This window comes from Paucilactobacillus wasatchensis, from assembly GCF_000876205.1.
Classification (GTDB): Bacteria; Bacillota; Bacilli; order Lactobacillales; family Lactobacillaceae; genus Paucilactobacillus; species Paucilactobacillus wasatchensis.
The window spans coordinates 1-26,794 of the sequence record NZ_AWTT01000015.1 but is presented as its reverse complement, the minus strand read 5'-3'; the positions used below and the strand labels follow the sequence as shown (position 1 = coordinate 26,794).

The window sequence follows — 26,794 nt, the reverse complement described above, 5'->3', positions numbered from 1 at the left end:
TTTTGCAGCAGGCCAACGTTGTGGTGGCACCTGGAATTGGATTTGGTTCCGGTGGTAAAAACTTTATTCGAATGAGTTTAATTCATGACAAAACAGTGTTGCAAGAAGCCGGTGTTAGATTAGGCCGACTTAAATATTAAAAACTGAAGTTGATTAGAGGTGGTAGATGGTGGCAAGTGAAATTATTCGGTTTGACCACGTCAGTAAAGAATTTGAAAAAAATGACAAACAAGAATTACAGGTGTTAAAAGATGTCAATCTGACAATTAATGAAGGTAGTATTTTTGGCATCATCGGATACAGCGGTGCCGGGAAGTCAACGTTAATTCGGTGTATCAATGGAATTGAAAAACCAACAACAGGGGATGTTTATTTTCGCGATACAGTGATTAACAATATTCCTAATAAACAATTACGGGAACGACGGAAAGAAATTGGCATGATTTTTCAACAATTTAATTTGATGCCGTCGCGAACTGTGTTTGAAAATGTTGCGTTACCGATTAAATATAGTGGATTAGCAAAAGATGAAATTAAAGCCAAAGTTAACCAACTGCTAGAATTGGTTGGATTACCAGACAAATTGGACGTTTATCCTTCAACGTTATCAGGTGGGCAAAAGCAACGGGTTGCGATTGCGCGAGCTTTAGTTAACGACCCACAGATTCTATTATGTGATGAGGCAACTAGTGCTTTAGACCCGCAAACGACGGCTGATATTTTGAAACTGCTAAAGCGGTTAAACGACGAACTTGGTATCACCATTGTGGTGGTGACACATGAAATGCAGGTAATCGAAGATTTATGTGAATACGTGGCTGTTTTGGATACCGGCAAAATAGTTGAACAAGGTGATGTTTATTCGATGTTTGCAGATCCACAACAAGAGTTAACACGTAAATTTATTTCAACCACCTCCAAATTAAATTTACCAGATGAGGTGCTTGATAGCGATTTGTTGCACCTGGTCGACAATCAGTTACTGATCAAAATTACTTATGTCAATACTGAGGCGATTGAACCGTTGATTTCGCATATTTCTCGACAATTTGAAGTTGACGCAAATATCATCGTTGGTGATATTAAAATTTTGCAACAAAAACCATTAGGTGGGTTGGTTATTATTTTAGACGGAACTAAAGCTAATATTGAAGCCACTGTACAATATATTAATGATCAAAATATTCGTCTGGAGGTGCTAGACCATGCTTGACAAGATTTTTCCCAATGTCGTTTTTAATTTTCCGATCTTCAAAACTGCGATCTATCAAACTCTGGAAATGTTGGCTATTACTGGGACGATTTCGTTCATTATCAGTGTGATTTTAGGAATTATTTTAGTGGTGACGAAAAAGGATGGCATTTTGAGTAACCTGATCATTTGGAATATTTTGGACAAAATTATCAACTTATTTCGTTCAATACCATTCATTATTCTGATTGCCGCTTTGATTCCGTTGACGCGCATTATTTCTGGCACCGCAATTGGAGTCAAGGGTACCATTTTTCCATTAATCGTCGGAATCGTCCCATTTTTTGCCCGTCAAATTGAATCTTCATTAAATGAATTGGATGAAGGCTTAATTGAATCAGGGCAAGTGATGGGATTATCACCAATGCAGATTATCTGGTCGATTTACTTGAAGGAAAGCATTAGCAGCATGGCCAGGGTTACCACGATTACCATCATCTCGCTAGTGGGTTTAACCGCCATTGTGGGTGTCGTTGGTGGTGGCGGAATTGGCGATTTTGCGATTCAGTATGGCTACCAACAAAATGAACAAGATTCCACCATTGCCTGTATTTTAGTACTACTAGTCATTGTGACAATTGTCCAAATCATCGGGACATTAATTAGCAGGAGAGCAACTCATTAAAAAGGAGCGATAATATTATGAAAAAAAATTGGGGTAAGAGATTAATTTATGGATTGGCAACATTATTAATATTTGTGGGAGTTGCAGGAGTGTTAACCGGTTGTGGTAAAAGCGATGCTAAAACTGCAACTAAAACGATTAAGGTAGGCGTTGTCGGGACAACTGATAACCCACTGTGGACACAAGTTAACAAAAATCTAAAAAGCGAACACATCAAGGTTAAGCCAGTGTCATTTTCTGATGGTATTTTGGCTAACGAAGCATTGAATAATAAAGAGTTAGATATGGTCGCATTTCAGCACTATGCTTTCTTGCACCAAGAAGAAAAAGAAAAGCATTATAAATTCAGCGTCATTGGTCAAACTTATCTAACACCGCTCAACATTTTCTCAGATAAAATTAAAAATATTAAGCAATTAAAATCTGGTGATAAGATTGCCATTCCAAACAACGTGGTGAATGCTGGCCGTGCACTTAGTGTGTTACAAGAAGCCGGCTTAATTAAAATTGACCCCAAGGCCGGTGACACACCAGCAATCAAAGATATCACAGAAAATAAACTCAAACTGAAAATTGTGCAAGTGGATCCAGCTAAGATCATGAATTTATTGCCAGATTTTGCTGCTGGCATTACCAATAGTAACTTTGTTAAAGCAAGTCATAAGGATCCAATTGACGATGCCATTTACAAATCATCATTCGATTATTCTGACAAGACTAACAAGCCATGGATTAATGTGATTGCTGTTCGAACCAGCGATAAAAACAACGCAACTTACAAAAAAGTAGTGCAGGCATATCAAACAAAATCAATTGTTAAAGTTATGAATAAAACATTTAACCACATGTACACACCAGCTTTTAAAGTTAAATAAATAAAATAAAGAAGGGTCAAAATGATTTCACAAAGTGGACCACAACGTTATATATCGGATGTTACCGCCTATCAACAATTACCACAGTACATCACTGAATTGGGAGTCAAACGACTGGTTTTTCTCCATGGTACAAAATCATTAGCTGCCGCACAGCCCTATCTAGCTGATTTCCCGGTAGATGTCACCGTCACCGATGTATTATTTAATGGTGAATGTTCGTACGAAGAAATCAACCGGGTGAAACAAATTGTTACAGCCCAACAAGCCCAGATGATTATTGGCTTGGGTGGCGGCAAAGTGCTGGATACAGCGAAAAGTGTGGCTACTGGCACACCGCTGAAACTAGTGTTAATTCCAACTTTGGCTAGTAACTTTGCACCCTGGTCGGCGTTGAGTGTGCACTATCAGGCAAATGGTGAGCACATTGACCATAAGATTTATAAAGAAACGGCCGATCTAATGCTGTTAAACCCAGAAGTCATTTTACGGTCACCCATTAACTACTTTGTGGCGGGCATTGCGGATACATTAGCCAAGTATTATGAATCAGAGCTGATTTTTGAACAGTTGCCTGAAGAAAAATACACGACAGCATTGGAAATTTCACGCTTGATGGCTAATAAGTGTCGCGATGTGTTGTTGCAATATTCGAGTCAAGCAATTGCTGATATGAAGGCCGTTTCTTTGACACATATTTGGCGCAAAGTGGCCGAAACGATCATTGTTACGGCTGGAACTGTGGGTGGCTGGGGTGATTCATATGCTCGTTCAACGGGAGCACATGCAGTTCATGACGCACTAACGTTATTTCCAGAGACAGCAACTTTGCTGCATGGGGAAAAAGTTGGTTATGGCATCTTAGTGCAGTTAGCAATTGAACAGCATTTTGATGAAATCGATTCGTTGCTTCCATTTTATCGTGAAATCGGTGTCCCCACGAATTTACATGAGTTAAATTTGGATGGCATTACAGCTGCTGATATTGATAAAATTGCAGCGGCATCAGCTGATGAGGAGACTACGATGCACCTGATTCCACTGCCAATTGATACTAAAACAGTCAAACAAGCAATGTTGGTATTAGAAGAAATTACTAGCGCGACAGCAAAAAAATAATTAATGACTATTGACACAACATTAAAAATAGATTAGACTAATTTACATTAAATTAATAGTTAATTAAAACATGATGAAGAGATGAGTAGAACCAATTACTTATTAAGAGAGCTTCCGGTTGGTGCAAGGGAGTTGAGTAATAATTCGAAGATGGTCTCTGAATGATGTGTTGATGAGGAAATTCTAAGTTAACACCGGGTTGGTACCCGTTACTAAAACCAAGTCCTAACAATTATAGACGTATGATTGTTGCGACTTACCGAGATAATTTTCGCGAGAAAATTACAAACTAAGGTGGTACCACGGGTGAATGCTCGTCCTTTGCAGTTATATGCAAGGGGCGGGCTTTTTATTTTGCCTTGGTTCGTTAATTAATTAGAAATTATTTATTGGGAGGAATTTAACATGACAAAGAATCACAAATTATTGAAACGTTTATTGGTTGTAGCATCAGTAGCACTGGTAGCAGTTGGCGGATTGGCTGGCTGTGGTAACAGTAAGAGTAAGGAATTGAGCACCAAGTCAATTACAATTGGTGTGACTGGCGGGCCGCACGAACAGATTACACAACAAGTTAAGAAGCTAGCTAAAAAAGATGGCTTGGATGTTAAGATTAAGGTCTTTAGCGATTACAACACCCCAAATTCATCACTTAGCTCAGGCGACTTAGACGCCAATAGTTACCAAACATTGCCATTCTTGCAACAACAAGAGAAAGACAAGAATTATAAGTTCTCTGCCGCCTTTAAGACAGTTGCATTCCCAATGGGGATTTACTCTAATAGTCTTAAATCATTGAGCGATTTAAAAGATGGTGATTCAATTGCCGTTCCTAATGATCCAGCCAATGAAACACGTGCCTTGGAACTATTCCAAAAGGCCGGTGTATTAAAGATTAAAAAGGGTGTTGGCCAAAATGCTACCAAGAACACAATTGCTTCAAATCCTAAGCATTTGAAGATTGTTGAATTGGACGCCGCTCAATTACCAAAACAACTGAATGAAGTTACAGCAGCTGCTGTTAATGGTAACTACGCTTACTCATCAGGATTATCAAAGAAGATCAAACCAATCTATCACGAAAAGTACAAAAACAATCCATACCCTAACTACTTTGTTGTAGCCAAGGGTCACAAGAACGATAAAGTTATCAAGCAATTAGACAAGTACTACCACTCAAAGACAGTTAAAAACTATATCGACAAAGAATTCGGTGGCTCGGTGATTGTATCGAAGTAGCGTGCGGAACAAGACGGTTAGTTTCCGCGGTATAAGGCACTTAAGCATGATTCGTGGTTTTTATGAATAACGCTTAAGTTGCTTATATGTTAGGAAGCTGGCTTGTGGAGCACGTTTCAGCCACACACAAGGAGGGCAACTCGCTTGATTGAGTTTAAAAACGTATCAAAGACATTTGCAGGTCAACAAAAAAATAAGCATGTGAAAGCAGTTGAAAACGTATCGTTAAACGTTGCCGATGGTGAAATTTACGGAGTGATGGGTTATTCTGGCGCTGGTAAAAGTACGCTAATCCGCATGATTAATGGGTTAGAGAAGCCATCATCTGGGCAGGTGATCGTTAATGGTGAATCTGTTGCTGATTTGTCGAAGCCAGATTTATTAAAGTTACGCCGCAAAATTGGCATGATTTTTCAAAGCTATAACTTATTGGTAACAGCGAACGTCTTTCAAAACATTGTCTTACCACTTACTCTGGAGGGTATTGATAAAACAGAAGCAACACAACGAGCTGAAAAATACTTAAAGATTGTTGATTTATGGGAGAAACGGGATAGTTTTCCGGCACAGCTTTCTGGCGGACAGCGACAACGAGTGGCGGTAGCACGTGCATTAGCACATGAGCCCAAAATTCTGTTGTCGGATGAAGCGACAAGTGCATTGGATCCTGAAACAACCGAATCAATTTTGTCTTTGTTATTAAAAATCAATCAAGAGTTAGGCATTACTATTTTTCTAATCACTCATGAAATGGAAGTTATTCAGCGAATTTGTGATCGAGTGGCTGTCCTAGATCAAGGAGTGATTGTTGAAGAAGGTAACGTCGTTGATGTCTTCACGAAACCGCAGCAAGAAATTACCAAACGATTTGCGGGAGTTAGTGATACGTTAGGGGTGCCGCGTGATATTTTGGCACCGTATCAAGAAACAAAGCAGTTGGTGTCATTACAATTTGTCGGTGATAGCGCTAATAATCCATTGTTATCACAGCTGCAGGAAAAGTTTAAAATTACGCCGGACATTTTGGCCGGTAGCATGGGTTATATGAAACGCGAGCCATATGGTCGATTGCTGGTCTATCTAAAAACAGATGACCGTAGCCAATACGAGGCAGCATTACAATATATTCGTGATCAAAACGTGCACGTTGAGGAGGTTGAAGTCTAATGCAAACATTTATTAATACCTGGGGATCAGTTATCTGGGCCGGCTTTGGCCAAACCTTAGCAATGACTTCGATCACGTTTATTTTATCAATTGTAATTGGAATTCAAATTGGCGTGCTGTTGGTAGTGACGCGCGCTGATGGCCTTCATCCGAATAGAACTGTTTATTCAATTACAAACTGGCTCATTAATATTCTGCGGTCATTGCCATTTATCATCTTGTTATTCTTAATTTTGCCAATTACAAAATTAGTAGCAGGAACTACTATTGGTATTCGTGGCGTGATACTACCGTTAGTTGTCTATGCTGGGCCATATATTGGTCGGTTGGTGGAATCTTCTTTATTGGAAGTTGACCCAGGGACGATTGAAGCATATCAATCGATGGGAATCAGCAACAGCAACATTATCTGGCGGATTATGGTGCGTGAATCCAGAAGTAGTATTATCCGAGGCTTAACGATTGCGGCCATTGGTCTAATTGGGGCAACCGCAATGGCTGGACTAGTTGGAGCAGGTGGATTAGGGGATATCGCCTATCAATACGGTTTCCAACGATACCAACCAGACGTAATGTACGTCACCATCGTTATCTTGATTGTTTTAGTGCAGTTGATTCAATCAATTGGGAATGTGGTGTCGGCAAGGTTGAAAAAAGATTAGAGTGTGAGCAAGCGCGTTAAGACGCCGTGGGCTAAGGGACTAATGACACAACTCGCGAGGTCTATGCGAATTGTGTCATTAGTCCCTTAGCCGTAAGGCGTCTGCGCTTGGCGAACACGTTTAGTCAATAAAAAAGGAAGCAGACAACTCGCGAGGTTTATGCGAATTGTGTCATTAGTCCCTTAGCCGTAAGGTGTCTGCGCTTGGCGAACACGTTTAGTCAATAAAAAAGGAAGCAGACAACTCGCGAGGTTTATGCGAATTGTGTCATTAGTCCCTTAGCCGTAAGGCGTCTGCGCTTGGCGAACACGTTTAGTCAATAAAAAGGAAGCAGACAACTCGCGAGGTTTATGCGAATTGTGTCATTAGTCCCTTAGCCGTAAGGCGTCTGCGCTTGGCGAACACGTTTAGTCATTAAAAAAAGGAAGCAGACAACTCGCGAGGTTTATGCGAATTGTGTCATTAGTCCCTTAGCCGTAAGGCGTCTGCGCTTGGCGAACACGTTTAGTCAATAAAAGGAAAAAACATAGTGTACCTATCAGTCACCAGCAGTCAAACAAGGAGGATCCAACAATGACACTTAAAATAGCGTTAGCTCAAATTGATATCACATTTGCCACACCAGATGATAATTTTGCCAGAGTGGCCAAGTATGTGGAACAGGCTGCAGCTAAACAGGTTGATGTAGTTGTTTTTCCCGAAATGTGGAACACGGGATATGCTCTGGATCAACTCGAGCAGATTGCAGATCTAAATGGTGAGCGCACCCAAGAATTTCTTCAACAATTGGCAGTCAAGTACCATGTCAATATTGTCGGTGGGTCTGTAGCAATCAAACGAGACGGTCATTTTTACAATACTAGCTATGTGGTCAACGCTCAAGGAGCGCTTGTTAGTGCCTATGATAAGGTGCATCTATTTGGGTTAATGAACGAGGAAAAGTATATCACTGCTGGTGCAAGTGAAGTTTCATTTGAATTAGCAAATGTGGCTAGTACTGGTGTGATTTGCTACGATATTCGCTTTCCAGAATGGTTGCGGACACTGAGCCGTCATGGTTCCAAAGTGTTGTATGTTTCCGCTGACTGGCCCGCTGTTCGAATTCCTCAGTGGGAAATATTGGTACGGGCACGAGCAATTGAAAATCAGTCGTTTGTTGTGGCGGTGAATCGAGTTGGGGATGACCCCGACAACCACTTCAATGGCCATTCACTAGTGATCGATCCATTGGGCAATATTGTGAGCCAAGCAGGTGAACAAGAGGAACTGGTGGTAGCAACCATCGATTTAGATTCAATTGAGCAAGTTCGTGGTCAGATTCCAGTGTTTGCGGATCGGCGTCCAGAACTATATCGCTAGAATAGCACCGGATACTTCACACAGGTTATGAAAGGAAGAGTCAACATGGAATTTCCAGAGTCAAAATTATTACAAGGGTTACCAAAACAATTTTTTGCCAATTTGGTTGCCAAAGTTAACAAAAAAGCAGCTTCAGGGGTCGACGTGATTAACCTGGGCCAAGGTAATCCAGATAAACCTACCCCTGATTATATTGTCAAAAGCACCCAGGAAAATGTTGCTAAACCTGAAAACCATAAATACTCTCTTTTTCGTGGCTTACCCAGTTTAAAAAAAGCAGCGAGTGATTTTTACCTAGAAAAATATGGCGCCTCATTTGATCCTGATAAAGAGGTCGCAATTTTAGGCGGTTCCAAAATTGGGCTAGTTGAATTGCCATGGGCACTGATGAACCCTGGTGATACATTCTTGCTCCCTTATCCTGGCTACCCAGATTATTTGTCAGGAGCTGCGTTAGGTCAGGCAAATTACGAAACATTTCCACTAAAGGAAGAAAATAACTTTTTACCAGACCTTGACGCCATTCCGGCAGAAACGGCTAACCGGGCTAAGCTAATTTATATTAATTATCCCAATAATCCAACTGGAGCAGTGTCCACTCGTGAATTTTATGAACACCTCGTCAGTTGGGCAAAGCAGTACCACGTTGGTGTCATCAGTGACTTTGCTTATGGAGCAATTGGGTTTGATGATCAAGCTCCAATTAGTTTTATGGAAACGCCAGGTGCTAAAGAGGTCGGAATCGAGTTTTATACTTATTCAAAAACCTTTAACATGGCCGGTTGGCGAATTGCTTTTGCGGTTGGTAATCCTGACATTATTGAAGCAATTAATTTAATTCAAGATCACCTTTTCGTTAGCGTTTTCCCTGCGCTGCAGCAGGCTGGTATTGATGCGTTACAAGATCCACGCCGTGATGACGAAATTAAGCAAATTGTGGAACGATATGAAACACGGCGGAATGCATTTGTTGGTGCCGCTGAAAAAATTGGTTGGCGGTCAATTAACCCTGGTGGTGCTTTTTATGTGTGGATGCCAGTTCCGAGTGGTTATACTAGTGAATCATTTGCTGATTTATTGCTTAATGAAGCTGGGGTTGGGGTGGCACCCGGTAATGGCTTCGGTGAGCAAGGTGAAGGTTACGTTCGAATTGGTTTATTAATCGAACCAGAACGACTGGTAGAAGCTGTCGAACGAATTGATAAGTTGCATATCTTTGATCAGGTAAAGGAGTAGTGACAAAATGGCTTTGAAATATACGGTGTTAGGCGCTGGCGCAATGGGTTTGCGCTACGGTGTTTTATTGCAAGAAGCAGGATTTGATGTTGATTTTGTTGATACCTGGGAGCCACAAGTGAAAACTATTAAACAACAAAATGGTGTTTATGTTTCGCGGGATGGTGAGAACCGGCATTTAGTGCCCGTTAATATTTACACACCAGAAGAATATACGGGAAATCCAGATGTCTATGTCGTTTTTTCAAAGCAAATGTTATTAGCTGATTTATTGCAGCGTAGCGCGCATTTCTTTAAGCCCCATCAGTATGCTGTTACAGGGATGAATGGAATGGGGCACATTGAAAAGCTAGACCAATATTTTGAACCACAAAAGGTGATTGGTGGAACAGCCTTGATTGGAACCGTTCTGAATAAGGCTGGGGACGTTGATTTTATTGGTGCAGCAGGGGCTGGCTCAATGAACTTGGCTAATCAAACGGAACAACCTGATGAAACCACCAACCAGATTGTGGCTGATTTTCAAAAGGCGAACCTTAATCCGACATTAACGACCAATTTCTTAGGTACATTATTGGCTAAAGTGATTTTTAATTCTGTCGTTAATACGATTTGTACCTTATTTGAAATTCAGATGGGGCAATTTATTGCCTATCCGGGGGCCGAAAAATTAGGTAAACAGCTAATTAATGAAGCGTTTGATGTCTGTGAACGGGCGGACATTACGTTCTTAAATACGCGGCAACAAGAGTGGGACACAATCGAACATGTTAGTCGTGACACCAACCCACTCCATTACCCATCAATGTATCAGGATATGAGTAAAAATCGGCCAACTGAGGTTGATTACATTAATGGTTATATTTACGAGTTAGGCAAGCAGTCTAACTACGAAGCATCAACGCATGATTTTCTCCGTAATTTAGTTCATTTAGCGGAGAATACACGTCAGTACCGGTAAATATAAAATAAGGAGTAATTCGTCGAGACGGTCAACGAATTACTCCTTATTTTTCTATTTAACGGTAGGTCTAAATTCAGGCTGCTGATAAAGTGGCTTTGGATACTTGTAGAATCCCTCGCCACTTTGAACGCCCATCTTACCTTTTTCAAGGTATTCCTTCGTTAACTTGGCGACAACTTTTTTGAAACGTTCATCTTTTGTATTTTCATAGAAGCCAGTTTCAATGTTGATGGCGGTGTTAATGCCCATAATATCGACGAAGCCAAATGGCCCCCGGTCTACTCCCATGCTAACAACCCAATCTTGGTCGATCATGATCGGATCTAAATCTTTGTCAGCCCAAAGAAGCAGTGCTGCATTAATAAGTGGCAGGAAAAGAGCATTCATCACGTACCCAGAAATTTCAGTTGAAATTTTAAACGGTGCCATTTGGATTTGCTCAGCAAAGTTAACGGCATCGTCAATTGTGTTTTGTGGTGTACCAGGTGCCCACATAATTTCTGCGGCATTGTGAAGCCAAATTAAATTAGCAAAATGCATTGCTAAAAAGCGCTCTTTATTTGGGACAAAATCATTTATTTGACTGGGAAGTAATGTTGATGAATTAGTTAGTACCAATGTATTAGCTCCGATATATGGCTGCAAGCTCGCATATGACGATTTTTTAATATCGAGTCGTTCCGGTACTGCTTCAATGATGACATCCGCGTGACTAATTGCCGATTCCAAATCAGTGGTTAATGACAATTGGGCTGCCGCAACTGCGAGGCGGTCATCACTGACAGCGAGATCACGTTTGTATTGTGGTGGTAAAGTCGCTATTTTTTCTTTGGCAGCGCTGATTGCTTTATCTGAAATGTCATAAATCACCGTTTCAATTCCCGAAAAAGCACTTTGAAATGCAATCTGACTACCTAATACACCGCCACCTAAAATTACAACTTTGTTTACGTCCATGGCTAGATTCAGTCCCTTCTGTGAGTTATCAATTAGGAAAAAATTCACTAGAAAAATACTTACTGAAGTGACCGCTATTTAGTAGACCAATCCAAACGCTGTTTTGGATCTAATTAATGTGCTTGGCAGCATCTCAAATATACAAGCAAAGAGATGTGTTTACAACTAAAATTACTTGTGAAAAAAAAGCATTGATACTCTGTTTGAAATTGATATTTTGATGCTACCGAGCAACAAATGGTGCTTATTTTGGTCTAAAAGCCATGATTATTTCTGCCAACGTATTGACACACCTGATTCTTTCAGCTAAACTTACCACAATACAAATAACCTTTAACTTAGTCCCGCGAGGCTGAGAAGGATTCCGGTAGAAAATATTAGGGCCTCTTAACTCAACGGTTAAGAGGTCTTTTTTAAAAAAAGGAGCTGAAAGTGGTGGCACACGAAGTTGTTGATGGATCAAGTATGCAACGGGCGTTAACCCGGATTACTTATGAAATTATCGAACAAAATAAGGGTGTTGATGACCTTGTCTTTGTTGGCATTAAGACTCGCGGAATTTTCTTAGCTAAACGGCTGGCCAAGCGACTAAAGCAGTTGGAACAAATTGACGTTCCGGTTGGTGAGTTAGACATTTCACTTTATCGCGATGATCGACATGTTCCGGATCACCATATTGAACCAACAGTTACGTCGTCAGATATTGAAGTTGATATTACTGACAAGCATGTCATTTTAGTTGATGATGTGTTGTTCACTGGTCGTACGGTTCGGGCAGCGTTAGATGCACTGATGGATTTAGGCCGACCAAAGAAGATTTCTTTGGCTGTATTAGTTGATCGTGGCCACCGTGAATTACCGATCCGTCCTGACTTTGTTGGGAAAAACATTCCAACTGCCATGGACGAACAGGTCAATGTTGCGATGGAAGAATATGATGGTCATGAAGACATCACAATTGAGAAAATAGAATAATATTGTCACTGAACCATTTAATTGTTTCCTGAGAGAACAAAACGGTGCAGTAAAATCTTTGCATAAACTTTTGAGCAGGGATTCTACAATCGAAACTAAGAGCACTTAGTTAATCAGGGAATGATTAGCTAAGTGTTTTTTTGTGCAGACAATGAAAGGATGATCACAATGATGATGACTGAACGAACCCAAGCAAATTTATTAACCATCGACCAATTAGATGCTGAGGATGCATTGGATTTAATTCATGAAGCGCAAGCATTTAAAGCTGGTAAGCAAGTAGAGTTGCTGCACCCAGCATATGCAATTAATATGTTCTTCGAAAATTCCACGCGGACTAAAACGAGCTTCCAAATGGCTGAAAAAAAACTAGGCATGCAAGTGTTGGATTTCAACGCGGCCACCAGTTCAATTAGCAAGGGCGAAAGTTTATATGACACATTAAAAACAGTTGAATCAATTGGTGTGAACGTGGCTGTCATCAGGCACCCCCAAACTGATTATTATCTGCAACTGACGCAAAATACAAACCTGCACATTGGATTAATCAATGCTGGTGACGGTGCTGGCCAACATCCATCGCAATGTTTGCTTGATATGATGACTATTTTGGAACAATTTAACTGCTTCCATGATTTAAAGGTGTTGATCAATGGTGACATTTGTCACTCACGGGTGGCGCGTTCTAACGCAGAGATGTTGTGGCGACTAGGCGCAAAGGTATACTTCACTGGCCTGAAAGATTGGTTTGATGCTTCGCTTGCTAAGTATGGCGAGTATGGTGATTTTGATGAATTATTGCCCCAAATGGACGTGATCAATTTATTGCGTGTCCAGCATGAACGGATTAATGGTACGGCGGATGCCCAATTTGATGAAAGTGAATATCGGCGGCAGTTCGGTCTGACTAAACAACGTGCGACCCAAATGAAGTCAAACGCAATTATTTTGCATCCTGCACCGGTTAATCGTGGTGTTGAAATCGATGATGAGTTGGTCGAAAGTCCACAATCAAGAATTTTTACGCAAATGCAAAATGGTGTGTTCGTTCGTATGGCGATTATCAGTCGGTTGCTACGGTTCCAAAATCTACTCTAGGAGGACCGCAAATGAGTTTATTACTAAAAAATGGTTGTGGTATTGTTGCGGGCCAGCTACAAGCGCTGAATGTGTTGGTTGAAGCCGGGCGAATCAAACAATTTAATGGAGACGATACTGCTGACAAGGTGGTGGACTTGCAGCATGCGTTCATTAGCCCCGGGCTAGTGGATGTTCATGTGCATTTACGTGAGCCTGGTTTTACTAATAAAGAAACGGTCAAAACAGGAAGTGCTGCTGCTGCCCACGGTGGTTTTACGACAATTGGTGCGATGGCGAACCTTAATCCCACACCAGATAACGGGGAGCTATTTATGCAGCAGGTTAAGTTAAACCAAACTGGGACGGTAAAAATAAAACAATATGCACCGGTAACAAAGCACCGGCAGGGACAGGCAGTTGTGAATTTTGAAGAATTGCAAGCCGCTGGAGCCTTTGCCTTTAGTGATGACGGGGATGGCATTACCAACGCCAATGTGATGTTAACTGCAATGAAGCAATTAGCAGCACTCAAGCTGCCATTATGTGACCACGCACAGGACATGGATTTGACGCAAAGCGGTGTCATTAACGCAGGTGCGACAGCTCAAAAATTAGGGATGCCGGGCGTTAACAATGTTAGCGAAACTGCTCAAATTGCTCGGAACTTAGTTTTAGCGCAGGCCACCGGGGTTCATTACCATGTGTGTCATGTTTCGACCAAAGAAAGTATTGAACTAGTCAGAATTGCCAAGGCAAGTGGCGTGAACGTTACCTGCGAAGTCACTCCTCACCATTTGTTACTGGATGATACGAACATCGTTGACGACGATGCACAGTATAAAATGAACCCGCCACTGCGCAGTCAGGCTGACCGGTTGGCCTGCGTTGCCGGATTAATGGATGGCACAATCGATATGATTGCGACTGATCATGCTCCCCATACTGATAAAGAAAAGGGCCAAGGGTTGTTGGCATCACCAAACGGCATTGTTGGTTCGGAAACTGCCTTTGCTCTTTTGTATACAAAATTTGTTTCTTCGGGAATTTGGCCACTGCACAAATTGATCGAGTGGATGAGCATTGCCCCTACCCAAATCTTTAAATTGACGAATGTCGGTCAATTAAAAATCGGTGATCCGGCTGACTTGGCAATCTTTGATTTAGAACATAGCACTACAATTGCAGCCAACCAATTTTTATCTAAAGGGCATAATTCGCCATTTATCGGCCAATCGGTATACGGTGGCACTGTAATGACGTTAGTAAATGGCCAGATTGTGTATCGGAGGGATTCCAATCATGACTAAACGATATTTAGTTTTAGCAGATGGCAGTATTTATGTAGGCACAGCGTTTGGTGCTGATACCACGACGAATGGTGAACTGGTCTTTAATACGGGAATGACTGGTTACCAAGAATCGATCACCGACCAATCGTACAATGGTGAAATTTTAATGTTTACATACCCGTTAATTGGTAATTATGGCATTAACTTTGATGACGATGAGTCAGTTACACCAACAACGGCTGGCGTGGTAGTGCATGAATTGGCACGCCGGGCAAGCAATTGGCGTAATCAAATGAGCTTGGCTGATTTTTTGCAACAGCATAAAATTCCTGGCATTACCGGGCTTGATACGCGGGCGATTACTAAAAAGATTCGAGCCACTGGCGCCATGAACGCTGCGTTAGTTGATACTAAGAAACAAGCGCAGCAATTTATTGACCACCATGCTACCAAACGACGCACTAATTTATTGGCACAAAGCACGACTAAAAATGCCTTTCCTAACCCTAATACTGGTTTGCGAATTGTCGTGGTGGACTACGGGTTGAAACACAGTATTCTGCGCGAACTGGCACAACGGCAGTGCAATGTCATCGTGTTGCCAGCAACTGCAACGGCCAAACAGGTCCTAAATTACCAACCTGATGGTGTACTACTTAGCAACGGACCGGGCGATCCGAAAGATGTACCACAAGCAATTGAGATGATTCAAACGGTCGAACAACAGGTACCACTGTTTGGCATTTGTCTGGGCCACCAATTATTTGCACTCGCCAATGGCGCCGATACATTCAAAATGAAATTTGGCCATCGCGGTTTCAATCATCCGGTGCGCGAAATTGCCACCAACCGCATTGACTTTACGGCACAAAACCATGGTTATGCAGTAGCAGCTGGCTCAATTGAGCAAACTCAACTGCTAGTCACCCACAAAGAGATCAATGACCAAACAATTGAAGGATTACGGCACAAACAATACCCTGCCTTTTCGGTTCAATTTCATCCAGATGCGGCGCCAGGCCCACACGATGCCAGTCATCTATTCGATGATTTTTTAGAAAATATTGCCAGTTATCAACGGCAAAGGAGGACTGCAACTCATGCCTAAACGACAGGATATCAACAAAATATTAGTGATTGGTTCTGGTCCCATTGTCATTAGCCAGGCGGCTGAATTCGATTATTCAGGGACACAAGCGTGTCTAGCGCTGAAAGAGGAGGGCTATGAAGTTGTTTTGATTAACTCTAACCCAGCAACTATCATGACCGATCCTGAAATTGCGGACAGAGTTTACGTGGAACCGCTCACGCTCGAATTTGTCAGCCGAGTAATCAGAAAAGAACGACCGGATGCCATTTTGCCAACGGTCGGTGGGCAGACCGGCTTAAACTTAGCTAAACAATTAGATGAAGCTGGTGTGCTGGCTGCGTTTAAGATCGAGTTGCTGGGTACCAGTTTACAGTCGATTAATCAGGCTGAGGACCGTGAGCAATTCAAGGAATTAATGCAACAATTAAACGAACCAGTGCCGCAATCCAAAACAGTAACTACGGTGGAACAAGCGCAAGAATTTGCCCGCCAGATTGGTTTTCCAGTAATTATTCGGCCAGCTTATACGCTTGGGGGCACCGGGGGCGGCATTGCAGATAATATTGACGAGCTGGATGAAGTGGCGGCTAACGGGCTGGCATTGTCACCCATTACCCAGGTATTAATCGAACAAAGTATTGCCGGGTATAAAGAAATTGAATTTGAAGTGATGCGTGATCATAATGACAATACGATGGTCGTTTGTTCAATGGAAAATTTTGATCCGGTTGGAATTCACACCGGTGATTCAATTGTATACGCACCAGTACAGACATTGTCCGACCGTGAATATCAAATGCTCCGAGATGTGGCGTTGAAATTGATTTCGGCACTTAAAATTGAGGGCGGTTGTAACGTCCAATTGGCGCTTGACCCAAATAGTTACCAGTATGACATTATCGAGGTAAACCCGCGGGTTAGTCGGTCGTCTGCGCTAGCCTCAAAAGCCACAGGTTATCCGATTGCTAAGCTGGCTGCTAAAATTGCGGTGGGATTAACGTTAGATGAAATTAAAAATCCAATTACACAAACCACTTTTGCTGCCTTTGAACCAGCATTGGATTATGTTGTTTGTAAAATTCCACGTTGGCCGTTTGATAAATTTAGCCATGCGGATCGACTGCTTGGCACGCAAATGAAAGCTACCGGCGAGGTAATGGCAATTGGCCGCAATATTGAAGAGGCAACGCAAAAAGCAGTTCGCTCGTTAGAAATTGGAACGCAATCGCTGGAGCTACCAAGACTGGCGCAGTTAGATGATCAAGTTTTGGCCGACCGCTTGGTTAATGCCAGGGATGACCGCCTCTTTTGTGTGGTCGAAGCGCTAAAACGGCAGTGGTCAATGGATGAAGTGCATGAATTAACTAAAATTGATTTGTTTTTCCTTGATAAATTGAGTCACATTTTGTCAATTGCTGTTCAATTGAAACAAGCCAGCGGGGATGATGCATTATTGCGCTTGGCCAAACAAAATGGATTTACCGATGAACTGATTGCTCAGTCATGGGCCACAACGGCTGACAAAATTAGACTGTTGCGGCACAAATACCAAATTTTACCGGTGTATAAAATGGTTGACACATGTGCAGCGGAATTTGATTCGCAAACACCATATTTTTATAGCACGTATGAAATGGAAAATGAGAGTATTAGAGACAAGCGCCCGTCCGTGTTAGTGCTCGGTTCAGGACCGATTCGAATTGGTCAGGGAATTGAGTTTGATTATGCCACGGTTCATTGTGTCCAAACGCTAAAAGAAGTGGGCTACGAAGCAATTATTATGAACAATAATCCAGAAACGGTGTCGACCGATTTTTCAATTTCGGATAAGTTATACTTCGAACCATTAACGCTTGAGGATGTGCTCAACGTAATTGAGTTGGAGCAACCAGTCGGGATCATCGTGCAATTTGGTGGTCAAACGGCGATTAATTTGGCGGCACCGCTAGCCCAACGCGGAGTCAAAATTTTAGGTACGACAGTGGCGGATGTTAACCGAGCCGAAGATCGCGATGAATTTAATCAGATCATTCAACAATTAGATATTCCGCAACCTATTGGTGCGACTGCCACTACTAATGAAGCGGCACTGACGATTGGAAATCAAATCGGCTATCCATTATTAGTGCGGCCCAGTTACGTGTTAGGTGGCCGGGCAATGGAAATCGTGCATGATGAAGCTGAATTAAATCATTATATGCATGCGGCGATCGAAGTTTCTCATGACCACCCGGTATTATTAGACCGCTACTTAACCGGCAAAGAATGTGAAGTCGATGCCATTTGCGATGGTGATACAGTGGTTATTCCAGGGGTCATGGAGCACATTGAGCGCGCTGGGATTCATTCGGGGGACTCCATGGCTGTTTATCCACCGCAAACATTGTCTGTAGATATTATTAACCAAATCGAGCAGGCGACAATTAAATTAGCTCACGCATTAAACTGCTTTGGTTTGATGAATGTTCAATTTGTTATTCATGAAAAGCAAGCGTTCGTGATCGAAGTTAACCCGCGTGCCAGTCGGACCGTACCATTTTTAAGTAAAACAACCAAGGTACCAATGACACAACTTGCCACGCGGGTCATTATGGGTGAAAAATTAGCCCAGTTAGGTTACCAGACTGGAATTCAACCAACCACTAAATTAATCCATGTTAAAGCCCCAATCTTTTCATTTAGTAAGCTAAACAAGGTCGACAGTTTACTGGGACCGGAGATGAAATCAACTGGTGAAGTGATGGGTAGCGATGTCACATTTGAAAAAGCCCTCTATAAAGCATTTCAGGCTAGCAAAATTAATTTACCAGTTCACGGTAATATTTTATTGACTGTGAGCGATGCGCAAAAGGCAGAGGCAATTACATTAGCTCGGCAACTCAGTCAACTAGGATTTAATTTGTATGCAACTAAGGGCACGAGTGAGTGCTTACAACAGGCAAATGTACCAGTTCAACAGCAAGTTGCCAAGTTAAGTGAGGATGAACATCAAATTTCAAACTTATTGGTGCACCAAAAAATTGCGTTGGTAGTCAACACGATTGATGATAGTACAGCTGCGGTCAGCGACGGCGCCCAGATTCGAGCGTTGGCCATTAGTCACGGTATTTTAGTGCTAACTTCACTTGATACCCTGGCGGCGGTGGTAAAAATGTTGGTCAGTCAAGCATATCTAGTGGATGCGATTTAGGGAGGACAAACGATGGCAAGTAATAGATTGGCAGTAAAATTACCGGGACTTGATTTGAAAAATCCGATTATGCCAGCAAGCGGAACTTGCTGGTATGGTCAGGAATTTGCGCAACGATTTGATTTGAACGTTCTCGGCGGGTTAGTTATTAAATCGACTACGGTGGCGCCACGCGAGGGCAATGCGAAACCGCGCACAGCTGAAACTACAGGTGGCTGGCTGAACGCGAACGGATTACAAAATGTCGGGGTGGATCAAACTGTCAGCGACAAACTACCGTGGTTAGCAACAAACTTCCCCCAATTACCAGTTGTCGGCAGTGCGGCCGGTTTCAGCATTGACGAATATGTTGCAGTTGTGCAAAAGCTCAATCAAGCTGACAACGTGACAGCGATCGAACTCAATGTTTCTTGTCCGAATGTGGCGCATGGTGGCTTGGCAATGGGTACGGACCCTGACACAGTGGCGGAGTTAACTAACCAATGTGTTGCCGTCAGTCAGGTACCGTTGTACGTGAAATTAACGCCAAATATTACCGATATCACAACGATTGCACTAGCTGCTCAGCGGGGTGGTGCCGCTGGTTTGACGATGATTAATACATTGACCGGTTTAAGTATTGATTTGGCGACTCAAAAACCGGTATTAGCTAATGGCACGGGTGGGTTATCAGGTCCAGCAATTAAGCCAATGGCGTTGGCAATGATTCATAAAGTTCGCCAAATTTGTGATTTACCAATTATCGGTGTTGGTGGTATTTCCAGCGCTGAGGATGTCTTAGAAATGATGATGGCTGGAGCCAACGCAGTTGAAATTGGCGCAGCCAACTTCCACGACCCACTGAGCTGCCCCAAGATTATTGCGCAATTACCAACGGTGATGGATTTTTATGGTATCGACGATTTGGCCCAGTTACAGGAGGTACAATTTTGATTAGAATGACACCGATTGTAGCACTCGATGTGGCCGATTTAGGTCAGGTAACAGTGTTGTTAGAACAATTATCTGTCGAGCCGCGCCCGACGATTAAAGTGGGAATGGAATTGTTTTATCATTTTGGTCCAGCAATTGTTAAACAAATTCAGCAGGCTGGTTTCAGCGTGTTTCTGGATTTAAAATTACATGATATCCCCAACACGGTGGCGCGGACAATGAAGGTGATCGGTGAGCTAGGAGTGCAATTGACCACGATTCATGCCGCCGGTGGTGCAGCGATGCTTGAGGCCGGGCAACGTGGCTTAATCAGTGGTGCTCGCAGTGCTGGGATTGAACCGGCCAAGCTGTTAGCAGTCACACAGCTAACCTCCATCGATGAGTATGTATTACACGAACAGCAACACGTCAACATTTCGTTATCAGAATCAGTGCAATCATATGCCCGACTGAGTGAAGCGGCGGGATTACCGGGAGTCATTTGTTCCGCTCAGGAAGTTGAATTAATTCGTGCAGTGGTGGCGCCATCGTTTCTATGTATTACCCCGGGAATTCGACCTGTCGATGCACAACAAGATGATCAAAAACGGATTGTCACACCGACGCAGGCACGACAATTAGGCAGTAATGGTATTGTGGTGGGCCGCCCAATTACACAATCATTGGACCCACGAAAAGCCTACCAGCAGATTGCAACGGAATTTATGGAGGAATCAAAATGAATATTGCTCAAGAAGTTGCCCAATCACTATTGTCCATCCAGGCCGTGACGTTACGACCGGACCACCCATTCACTTGGGCGAGCGGCATAAAAAGTCCAATTTACTGTGATAATCGACTAACTATTTCATACCCCAAGGTGCGTAATTTGATTTGCGATGGCTTGGTGGCGATTATCCGAGCACAATATCCAGATGCGCAAGTTATTGCCGGTACTGCTACAGCTGGAATTCCCCATGCTGCTTGGGTTGCTGATCGGTTAAATTTACCACTAATTTATGTCCGGTCCAAGCCAAAGGATCACGGGCAGGGGAACCAAATTGAAGGTGTACTAAAACAAAATCAAAGAGTGGTAGTAATTGATGATTTGATTTCAACGGGTCAAAGTGTGCTGCAGGCAGCCACGGCGGTCCAAAATGCGGGAGCTCAAGTGCTTGGCATCGCTGGCATTTTTAGTTACCAATTACCTAGCGCTGTTGATAATTTTTCAGCGGCTGGATTGAATTTTCCAACGGTAACTAATTATGACACCCTAATTGAAGTAGCTAAACAACAGAATTTTGTGACTGAAGAACAGTTGGCCGTGTTACGTAAATGGCGACAATAAAAAAATCACCATTCAGCAAATTCAGTGAGTGAATTCGTTGAATGGTGATTATATTTTATTCTTTCCAGTAACGACTTTGGGTCAAAATTTGTTTGGAATGCTCGTCGGCTGGTTGATAACCCAGGGTAAATAGATGTTTGAAGTACATCATATTATAAAGAAAACCAAAAACAAGGGCTGGAACGGGAAGTGCAACTTGAATGTGTAACATTGAAATGCCCATGAAGTAAATTAAATCAAGCACAATCATTAAGGCAAAGTTGTACCAATCACCGCGCAGCATTGCAGGAATAGGGCCAAACCAAAGTGTGGTCCACGAAATACCAACTTTAGCGGCGCGCACCTGCCCATTATCTGGATTAACCACGGTCGCATAGTTTGGTGGTAATGGTAAATTTGAAAATGGATTCTGATTCTGATTTTGGTTGTCAGGATCATTTTGATTTTTAAATGGATCTTGCATCGAAACAATTTCCCCCTTTTAACTGTTCGTTCATCATACCATATCAGAGTGTGAACAGCCACGATAAGAAGTCGGAGTATAACGGTAAAATAAAGCAGGTGATTCGCTCCACGAATCATCTGCTTTATTTTATGGTTATACGGAGACTTTTGTGGCTGTTCACACGTTTCGGCAAGAGAGCAAGGAAAATTAAAAGCAGGTGATTCGCTCCACGAATCATCTGCTTTATTTTATGGTTATGCGGAGACTTCTGTGGCTGTTCACACGTTTTTGCAGCAAAGACGAAATAGTGTAAAAGTAAATAAATACCAATGAAAAAAAGATCACACTAACTTCATACAACCTAATTTGAACAAATTGGCGATAACACGTAAAATGAAATGGATTACTAAATAAAACTAACACTTAAAGGTGGAGATTAAATGTTCTATTTTTTGAATGACAATATTCAAAGAAAGAAATCTGGCATTGAACACGCACAAATCAAACGACTAAACTTATTTAATCAATTTAACGTGCCGGCCAAAATTGTGACCCGCCAATTTGCCACGGATTTGCATGAAGTCACCCGTGAAGCTGGAATTGATGATACTCAATTAATTAATTTATACGACTATTTTCAAGACGCACAGGCAATCGATGAACCGGCTGTAATGATTCAAGACTTACAACTTGATTCGAGCTGGAAACGGGTTGCCGATGGCATTAACTACAATTTTTACCGGGACAAGCAGCGGATGCTCTATATCCGGCGTCACAGTGAAACTGATAAACGCATCGAAAACGTGCAGTATTTTGACCATTTTGGTAAATTGTTGAAGGTTGACTGGTATGATTTTCGCGGCTTTATTTCAGTGGAGCAAGTGTACGATTGGGACAGTCACATCACGACTGAAAATTATTTGCGACCGGATGGTTCGATTGCACTTCAAAAAACGCATTTATTGAATCGGCGCGACAAGGAAACGGTGGCGTACCATTTATTCAATTTTCATGGTGCCGACTATCAATTCGATGATTTTGATGAATTGACGCGGTTCTTTTACGATCAGCTGGTGATCGACCAACAAAAGCAAACAGATCAGAGTGTGAATTTGATTATCGACCGGGTGTACGAATTGGGCTGGTCAGTGTTACACATGGAACATCATGTTTTTCGGGCATGTCAGTTGCATAATGACCACGTGAATGATCCGGAGGATATGTTGCATTCAACCTTGAATTATAACTATGCTTGGGGACTGAACCATTTTGCGGACTGGGATGGTGTGATTTGTTTGACCACCCAGCAACAAAAAGATGTTCAGGACCGTTTTACTGATGATACAACTAAAATCTATCAAATTCCTGGTCCAATTGTCCCTGCTGAAACGCTGAATGCGGCCCCAATCGATTTTAGTAAGCGAACACCATATAGCGTGGTAATGGTGGCACGGTTGTCTCCTGAAAAACAGCAGGATCATCTGATTCAAGCATGGCAACAGGTTGCCGCCAAGTTTCCACAGGCAACGCTTGATTTTTGGGGTTACGAAAATGGGGACACTGGTAAAACATTAAAGGAACAGGTTAAGCAAGCACAACTCACCAACTCAATTACTTTCCGTGGCTATACTAATGATGTCGCTGAAGTTTATGACAATGCACAGTTGCTCATCCTACCAAGTCGCGCTGAAGGATTACCACTGTCCTTGGTTGAGGCCCAATCACATGGGTTACCAATTATTGCTAATGATATTAAATACGGTCCCGCCGACGTTGTGATTGATGGTCAAGACGGCGTGTTGACGCAAGATGGAGATATTGATGGCTTGGCGCAGGCAATTATTTCATTATTAGCTGACCAACAGAAATTAGCTCAATTTAGCGAGCACGCATATCAAGATAGCGCTCGTTTTTCCGAAGAAAATGTCATGAAAAAATGGCAGACGTTAATTAACGATACGACGCAAAAGGAGGTCCAATAATATGTATTATTTTGTTAATCAATATTTATTGAACCAAAATTCGAGTGTTGAACATGCTGAAATTAAGCGAGTTAAGTTATTTGAACAGCATCAAACTAGTGCCAAAATTGTGACCCGTGATTTCGATCTAGTTTTGCATCAGACAATCCAAAAGTTTGGTCTGACAGATGATAACGTTATTAATATGTTTGATTTTTTTGCTGATACCGCTAGCTATACGGGCCATGTGTTAAAAATAGATGATTTGAAATTACCAATTGAATATCAAGTTGGGACTGGTAACAATTTCCGCGATTTAAAGGATGGCGACCGCTTAGTGGGTGAAGTGCATTTTACTGCTGGCACCGTGGCTCAAGTAAATCATATCGATTATTTTGATGCTGCTGGGAATTTGAACCTGCGTAGCCGGTATGATATTCGTGGATTTAAAGCCGCCGATGAATTTTTTGGGCAGGATGGTAACCTGTTTTATCAGGTAATGTATCGCCCGGACGGTCAGCGGTATATGGAACGATACTACGTCAAATCAACCGCCAACACGCCAATAAATTCTTTGAATCATTTGCTAGGCTATCATCAGCGCGATTACTATTTTAATTCGATCGATGATCTATTTGCCTTTTTCCTAGAAGAATTGGCCAAGCAAGATAGCGAGCCTGTGACCTTTATCGCTGATCGTCCAGCGATGGCCAATTTACCGGTGTTAAATATTAAGGCTGCAGCCAAAAAATATTTGTGGTTACCAATCAATCATTCGCAAGATGCGGCTGAACCAGTCAAGGGACAGCTCAATGATTTATACCAATATCCACTAAGTAAAGAGGGACAAAAACAGTTGGATGGTGTCATTGTGATGACAGATGCCCAACGAGATGACTTAAAGCAGCGATTGGGTGCGCCAAAGTTACCGATTTATTCCATTTCTGGCGCCATTGCAGATCCTGTGTCACACGAAATAGCATTGAAGGATCGGCAACAAAATCATTTGATTTATGTTGGACGCTTGGGATTTGATAAACAAATTGACCAACTCCTGCAAATCTTTAAGACAATTCATACCAAAGTCAAGACAGCCACTCTGTCAATTTATGGCTATGGGGTTGCTGGTGATGTCGACAAATTCAAGCAACAAATGGTGGATCTTAAGCTCGATGAACCCGGTGTCGTTACATTTGCAGGGTATCAGCTGGAATTGAATCAAGCGTATGACAGTGCCCAGTTATTCTTGGATACGAGTAACATTGACGGCCAACCGTTAGCGATGGCTGAAGCGCTCAGTCATGGATTGCCAGTTGTCAGTTATGACTATTACTATGGTCCTCATGAGCTGATTAAAAATGGTGAAAACGGTCAGTTAATCTCACAAAATAATGGCAGTAAGTTTGCGGCAACCGTGATTGAGTTACTGCGACAGCCGGCTAAGCTACAAGAAATGAGCGCCAAAGCCTATCAGTCGAGTGAGCGCTATAGTGCTGATAGCATTTGGAAGCAATGGCAGCAGATCGTTAAATAAATGTTGCGTGATCTAAAAATGAGCTTAAGGGAACCTCCCTTTAAGCTCATTTTTTGCTGGTGGTAACGTGGAAAAAATAGTTTTATTTTCCACTCTTTTATTTATCGTCGGACCAACTTAACTACCACTTCACACTTTGGCGTTTGTGGCATCATGTCGACCGGTTGCATATATTCAACCTGGTATTCTTCTGTTAGGTCGACTAGGTCACGTGCTAGCGTTGACGGGTTGCAGGAGACGTAGACAAATTTAGCTGGTCGGGCGAATAAAATACTATCAATCAATTCTGGTTCCAATCCAGCACGGGGGGGATCAACCACCAATGCATCGACCGAAAAGCCGTCATTAATCCATTGTGGCAACAGCTCTTCTGCCGTACCAACCTCGTAACTGGCATTGTGAATGTCATTTTGTTGGGCATTAAAGTTTGCATCAGCGACAGCTTCTTCAATTACTTCCATCCCGCGAACCTGCTTGGCTCCACGTGCAAATGACAATCCAATGGTGCCAATGCCGGCGTATGCGTCGACCAAATTTTCGGTTGTTTTTAAATTCAAGGCTTTGGCTGTTTCATCATAGAGTACTTCAGTCTGGAACGGATTTAATTGCAGAAAGGCACGTGCTGAGAGGCGAAAATCAAGATCGCCAATTGTTTCTGTGATGGCGTCCTTACCGGCTAAGTGAACTGTTTGGTCACCCCAAATTAGCGGGGTTTCGCCCTTATTGATATTTTGCATTACCGAAGTCACTTCTGGTAATTGTTCTGCAATCTGCGCCAGCAATTCGCGTTTGCGTGGTAGCTTAGGTGAATTTGTGATGATAGTCAGTTGAACCTCGCCAGTACCACGTGATACTCGGACTACTAGTGTTTTAATGATGCCGGAGTGTTGGTCTTCATCGTAAATCGGAATTTCGAGCGCTTCAATGATAGCAACCATTTGGCGCATTACTTTCATTGTCACGGGCATTTGCACGGCACAGGTCGGGAGATCTACTAGTTCATGGCTCCCAGTTTTAAATAAACCAGCAGCAACGTGACCGTCAATCATGCGCACCTGGAACTGAGCCTTATTGCGGTATTCAAAGGGTTCGTCCATGCCGATTGTTTGCCGGATTTTGTAGTGTTGATAGCCGCGTGGTTTGAACTTTTCCAGGGATTGTTCAACCAAATCTCGTTTGAATTTCAATTGTTCTGGGTAGGCTAGGTGTTCAAGTTCGAAGCCACCCACGTCATCTGCGTATGAATCACGTGGTTCAACACGAGATGCACTGGCTTGGCGAATGGTATGAATTTTACCGCGGAGAAAGCGTGAATTGGCTTCTGTTACCTCGGTCACCACGATTTCACCAGGAAGTGCGTGGGGAACAAAGCAAATCTTGCGTTTGTAATAACCAATTCCTTCACCGTTGATGCCGAGGCGTTTAATAGTGAGGGGAAACCGGTCGCCGACATTGGTTTCAACTGGTTGGTCGTTAGTGTGACGAGTAAAATGAGCTTGTTTTTTAAACATATTT

24 protein-coding genes and 1 other annotated feature are annotated in these 26,794 nt (G+C 42.4%); of the genes, 21 read left to right on the top strand and 3 right to left on the bottom strand.

All coding sequences use genetic code 11. The features are described 5' to 3' along the window. The first annotated feature begins 2 nt into the window (after window positions 1-2). From WDC_RS09815 to WDC_RS03920, 11 genes are all read left to right on the top strand, one after another. Window positions 3-140 (top strand): hypothetical protein, encoded by a 138-nt coding sequence (locus WDC_RS09815; RefSeq protein WP_225349613.1) that lies wholly within the window; start codon window positions 3-5, stop codon window positions 138-140. 41 nt (window positions 141-181) lie between these two features. Beyond that, complete coding sequence (locus WDC_RS03965; protein ID WP_044010534.1) at window positions 182-1,213, top strand: methionine ABC transporter ATP-binding protein; 1,032 nt, start codon at window positions 182-184, stop codon at window positions 1,211-1,213. Then, window positions 1,206-1,877, top strand: a complete 672-nt coding sequence (locus WDC_RS03960; protein WP_044010520.1) for a methionine ABC transporter permease — start codon at window positions 1,206-1,208, stop codon at window positions 1,875-1,877. Before WDC_RS03965 ends, WDC_RS03960 begins: the two co-directional genes overlap by 8 nt. Before the next feature lie 17 nt (window positions 1,878-1,894). Continuing rightward, entirely contained in the window at window positions 1,895-2,752 is an 858-nt protein-coding gene (locus WDC_RS03955) for a MetQ/NlpA family ABC transporter substrate-binding protein (protein WP_044010519.1), read from the top strand. 21 nt (window positions 2,753-2,773) lie between these two features. Further along, window positions 2,774-3,871, top strand: a complete 1,098-nt coding sequence (locus WDC_RS03950; protein ID WP_044010518.1) for an iron-containing alcohol dehydrogenase family protein — start codon at window positions 2,774-2,776, stop codon at window positions 3,869-3,871. A gap of 64 nt (window positions 3,872-3,935) precedes the next feature. Continuing rightward, window positions 3,936-4,196, top strand: a binding site (T-box leader). An 80-nt stretch (window positions 4,197-4,276) separates the two neighbouring features. Continuing rightward, window positions 4,277-5,110 (top strand): MetQ/NlpA family ABC transporter substrate-binding protein, encoded by an 834-nt coding sequence (locus WDC_RS03945; protein WP_044010517.1) that lies wholly within the window; start codon window positions 4,277-4,279, stop codon window positions 5,108-5,110. A 144-nt stretch (window positions 5,111-5,254) separates the two neighbouring features. Beyond that, entirely contained in the window at window positions 5,255-6,277 is a 1,023-nt protein-coding gene (locus tag WDC_RS03940) for a methionine ABC transporter ATP-binding protein (RefSeq protein WP_044010516.1), read from the top strand. Continuing rightward, window positions 6,277-6,939 (top strand): methionine ABC transporter permease, encoded by a 663-nt coding sequence (locus WDC_RS03935; protein WP_044010515.1) that lies wholly within the window; start codon window positions 6,277-6,279, stop codon window positions 6,937-6,939. Before WDC_RS03940 ends, WDC_RS03935 begins: the two co-directional genes overlap by 1 nt. 573 nt (window positions 6,940-7,512) lie before the next feature. Further along, a complete protein-coding gene (locus WDC_RS03930; protein WP_044010514.1) occupies window positions 7,513-8,298 on the top strand; it encodes a carbon-nitrogen family hydrolase in 786 nt (261 codons plus the stop codon). 45 nt (window positions 8,299-8,343) lie between these two features. Continuing rightward, window positions 8,344-9,534, top strand: coding sequence for a pyridoxal phosphate-dependent aminotransferase (locus WDC_RS03925; RefSeq protein WP_044010513.1), 1,191 nt, complete (start codon window positions 8,344-8,346; stop codon window positions 9,532-9,534). Between the two features lie 7 nt (window positions 9,535-9,541). Then, window positions 9,542-10,495, top strand: a complete 954-nt coding sequence (locus WDC_RS03920; protein WP_044010511.1) for a ketopantoate reductase family protein — start codon at window positions 9,542-9,544, stop codon at window positions 10,493-10,495. Between the two features lie 54 nt (window positions 10,496-10,549). Here WDC_RS03920 and WDC_RS03915 read toward each other — a convergent pair whose 3' ends face one another. Continuing rightward, on the bottom strand, window positions 10,550-11,455 hold the full coding sequence (locus WDC_RS03915; protein WP_044010510.1) for a 3-hydroxyacyl-CoA dehydrogenase: 906 nt from the start codon (window positions 11,453-11,455) through the stop codon (window positions 10,550-10,552). Window positions 11,456-11,890: 435 nt separating this feature from the next. On the opposite strand from WDC_RS03915, the gene pyrR reads away from it, so the two are divergent. The 8 genes from pyrR (at window position 11,891) to pyrE (ending at window position 21,339) form a co-directional block, all read left to right on the top strand. Then, complete coding sequence (pyrR, locus tag WDC_RS03910; protein WP_044010509.1) at window positions 11,891-12,430, top strand: bifunctional pyr operon transcriptional regulator/uracil phosphoribosyltransferase PyrR; 540 nt, start codon at window positions 11,891-11,893, stop codon at window positions 12,428-12,430. Between the two features lie 168 nt (window positions 12,431-12,598). Continuing rightward, complete coding sequence (locus WDC_RS03905; protein ID WP_044010508.1) at window positions 12,599-13,528, top strand: aspartate carbamoyltransferase catalytic subunit; 930 nt, start codon at window positions 12,599-12,601, stop codon at window positions 13,526-13,528. Between the two features lie 11 nt (window positions 13,529-13,539). Then, window positions 13,540-14,817: a dihydroorotase gene (locus WDC_RS03900; protein ID WP_044010507.1), complete on the top strand. Its 1,278-nt coding sequence runs from the start codon at window positions 13,540-13,542 to the stop codon at window positions 14,815-14,817. After that, window positions 14,810-15,907, top strand: coding sequence for a glutamine-hydrolyzing carbamoyl-phosphate synthase small subunit (gene carA, locus WDC_RS03895; RefSeq protein WP_044010506.1), 1,098 nt, complete (start codon window positions 14,810-14,812; stop codon window positions 15,905-15,907). The genes WDC_RS03900 and carA overlap by 8 nt, the downstream gene beginning before the upstream one ends. After that, complete coding sequence (carB, locus tag WDC_RS03890) at window positions 15,900-19,079, top strand: carbamoyl-phosphate synthase large subunit (RefSeq protein WP_044010504.1); 3,180 nt, start codon at window positions 15,900-15,902, stop codon at window positions 19,077-19,079. Before carA ends, carB begins: the two co-directional genes overlap by 8 nt. 12 nt (window positions 19,080-19,091) lie before the next feature. Further along, a complete protein-coding gene (locus tag WDC_RS03885) occupies window positions 19,092-20,012 on the top strand; it encodes a dihydroorotate dehydrogenase (RefSeq protein WP_044010503.1) in 921 nt (306 codons plus the stop codon). Between the two features lie 5 nt (window positions 20,013-20,017). Beyond that, window positions 20,018-20,734: an orotidine-5'-phosphate decarboxylase gene (pyrF, locus tag WDC_RS03880; RefSeq protein WP_404824764.1), complete on the top strand. Its 717-nt coding sequence runs from the start codon at window positions 20,018-20,020 to the stop codon at window positions 20,732-20,734. Beyond that, entirely contained in the window at window positions 20,731-21,339 is a 609-nt protein-coding gene (pyrE, locus tag WDC_RS03875; protein ID WP_044010501.1) for an orotate phosphoribosyltransferase, read from the top strand. The genes pyrF and pyrE overlap by 4 nt, the downstream gene beginning before the upstream one ends. 55 nt (window positions 21,340-21,394) lie before the next feature. Here the strand turns inward: pyrE and WDC_RS03870 are convergent, their stop codons facing one another. Further along, window positions 21,395-21,802, bottom strand: a complete 408-nt coding sequence (locus tag WDC_RS03870) for a hypothetical protein (RefSeq protein ID WP_044010500.1) — start codon at window positions 21,800-21,802, stop codon at window positions 21,395-21,397. Between the two features lie 422 nt (window positions 21,803-22,224). Between WDC_RS03870 and WDC_RS03865 the strand changes: the two genes are divergently transcribed. Both WDC_RS03865 and WDC_RS03860 read left to right on the top strand, forming a co-directional pair. Next, the gene (locus tag WDC_RS03865; protein WP_044010499.1) at window positions 22,225-23,766 is read left to right on the top strand and encodes a glycosyltransferase; all 1,542 of its coding nucleotides are present in this window, start codon (window positions 22,225-22,227) and stop codon (window positions 23,764-23,766) included. A 1-nt stretch (window position 23,767) separates the two neighbouring features. Beyond that, entirely contained in the window at window positions 23,768-25,279 is a 1,512-nt protein-coding gene (locus WDC_RS03860; protein ID WP_044010498.1) for a glycosyltransferase, read from the top strand. 101 nt (window positions 25,280-25,380) lie between these two features. On the opposite strand, the gene rlmD is transcribed toward WDC_RS03860, so the two are convergent. Continuing rightward, the gene (gene rlmD / locus WDC_RS03855; protein WP_052497788.1) at window positions 25,381-26,790 is read right to left on the bottom strand and encodes a 23S rRNA (uracil(1939)-C(5))-methyltransferase RlmD; all 1,410 of its coding nucleotides are present in this window, start codon (window positions 26,788-26,790) and stop codon (window positions 25,381-25,383) included. Between the last annotated feature and the right edge of the window lie 4 nt (window positions 26,791-26,794).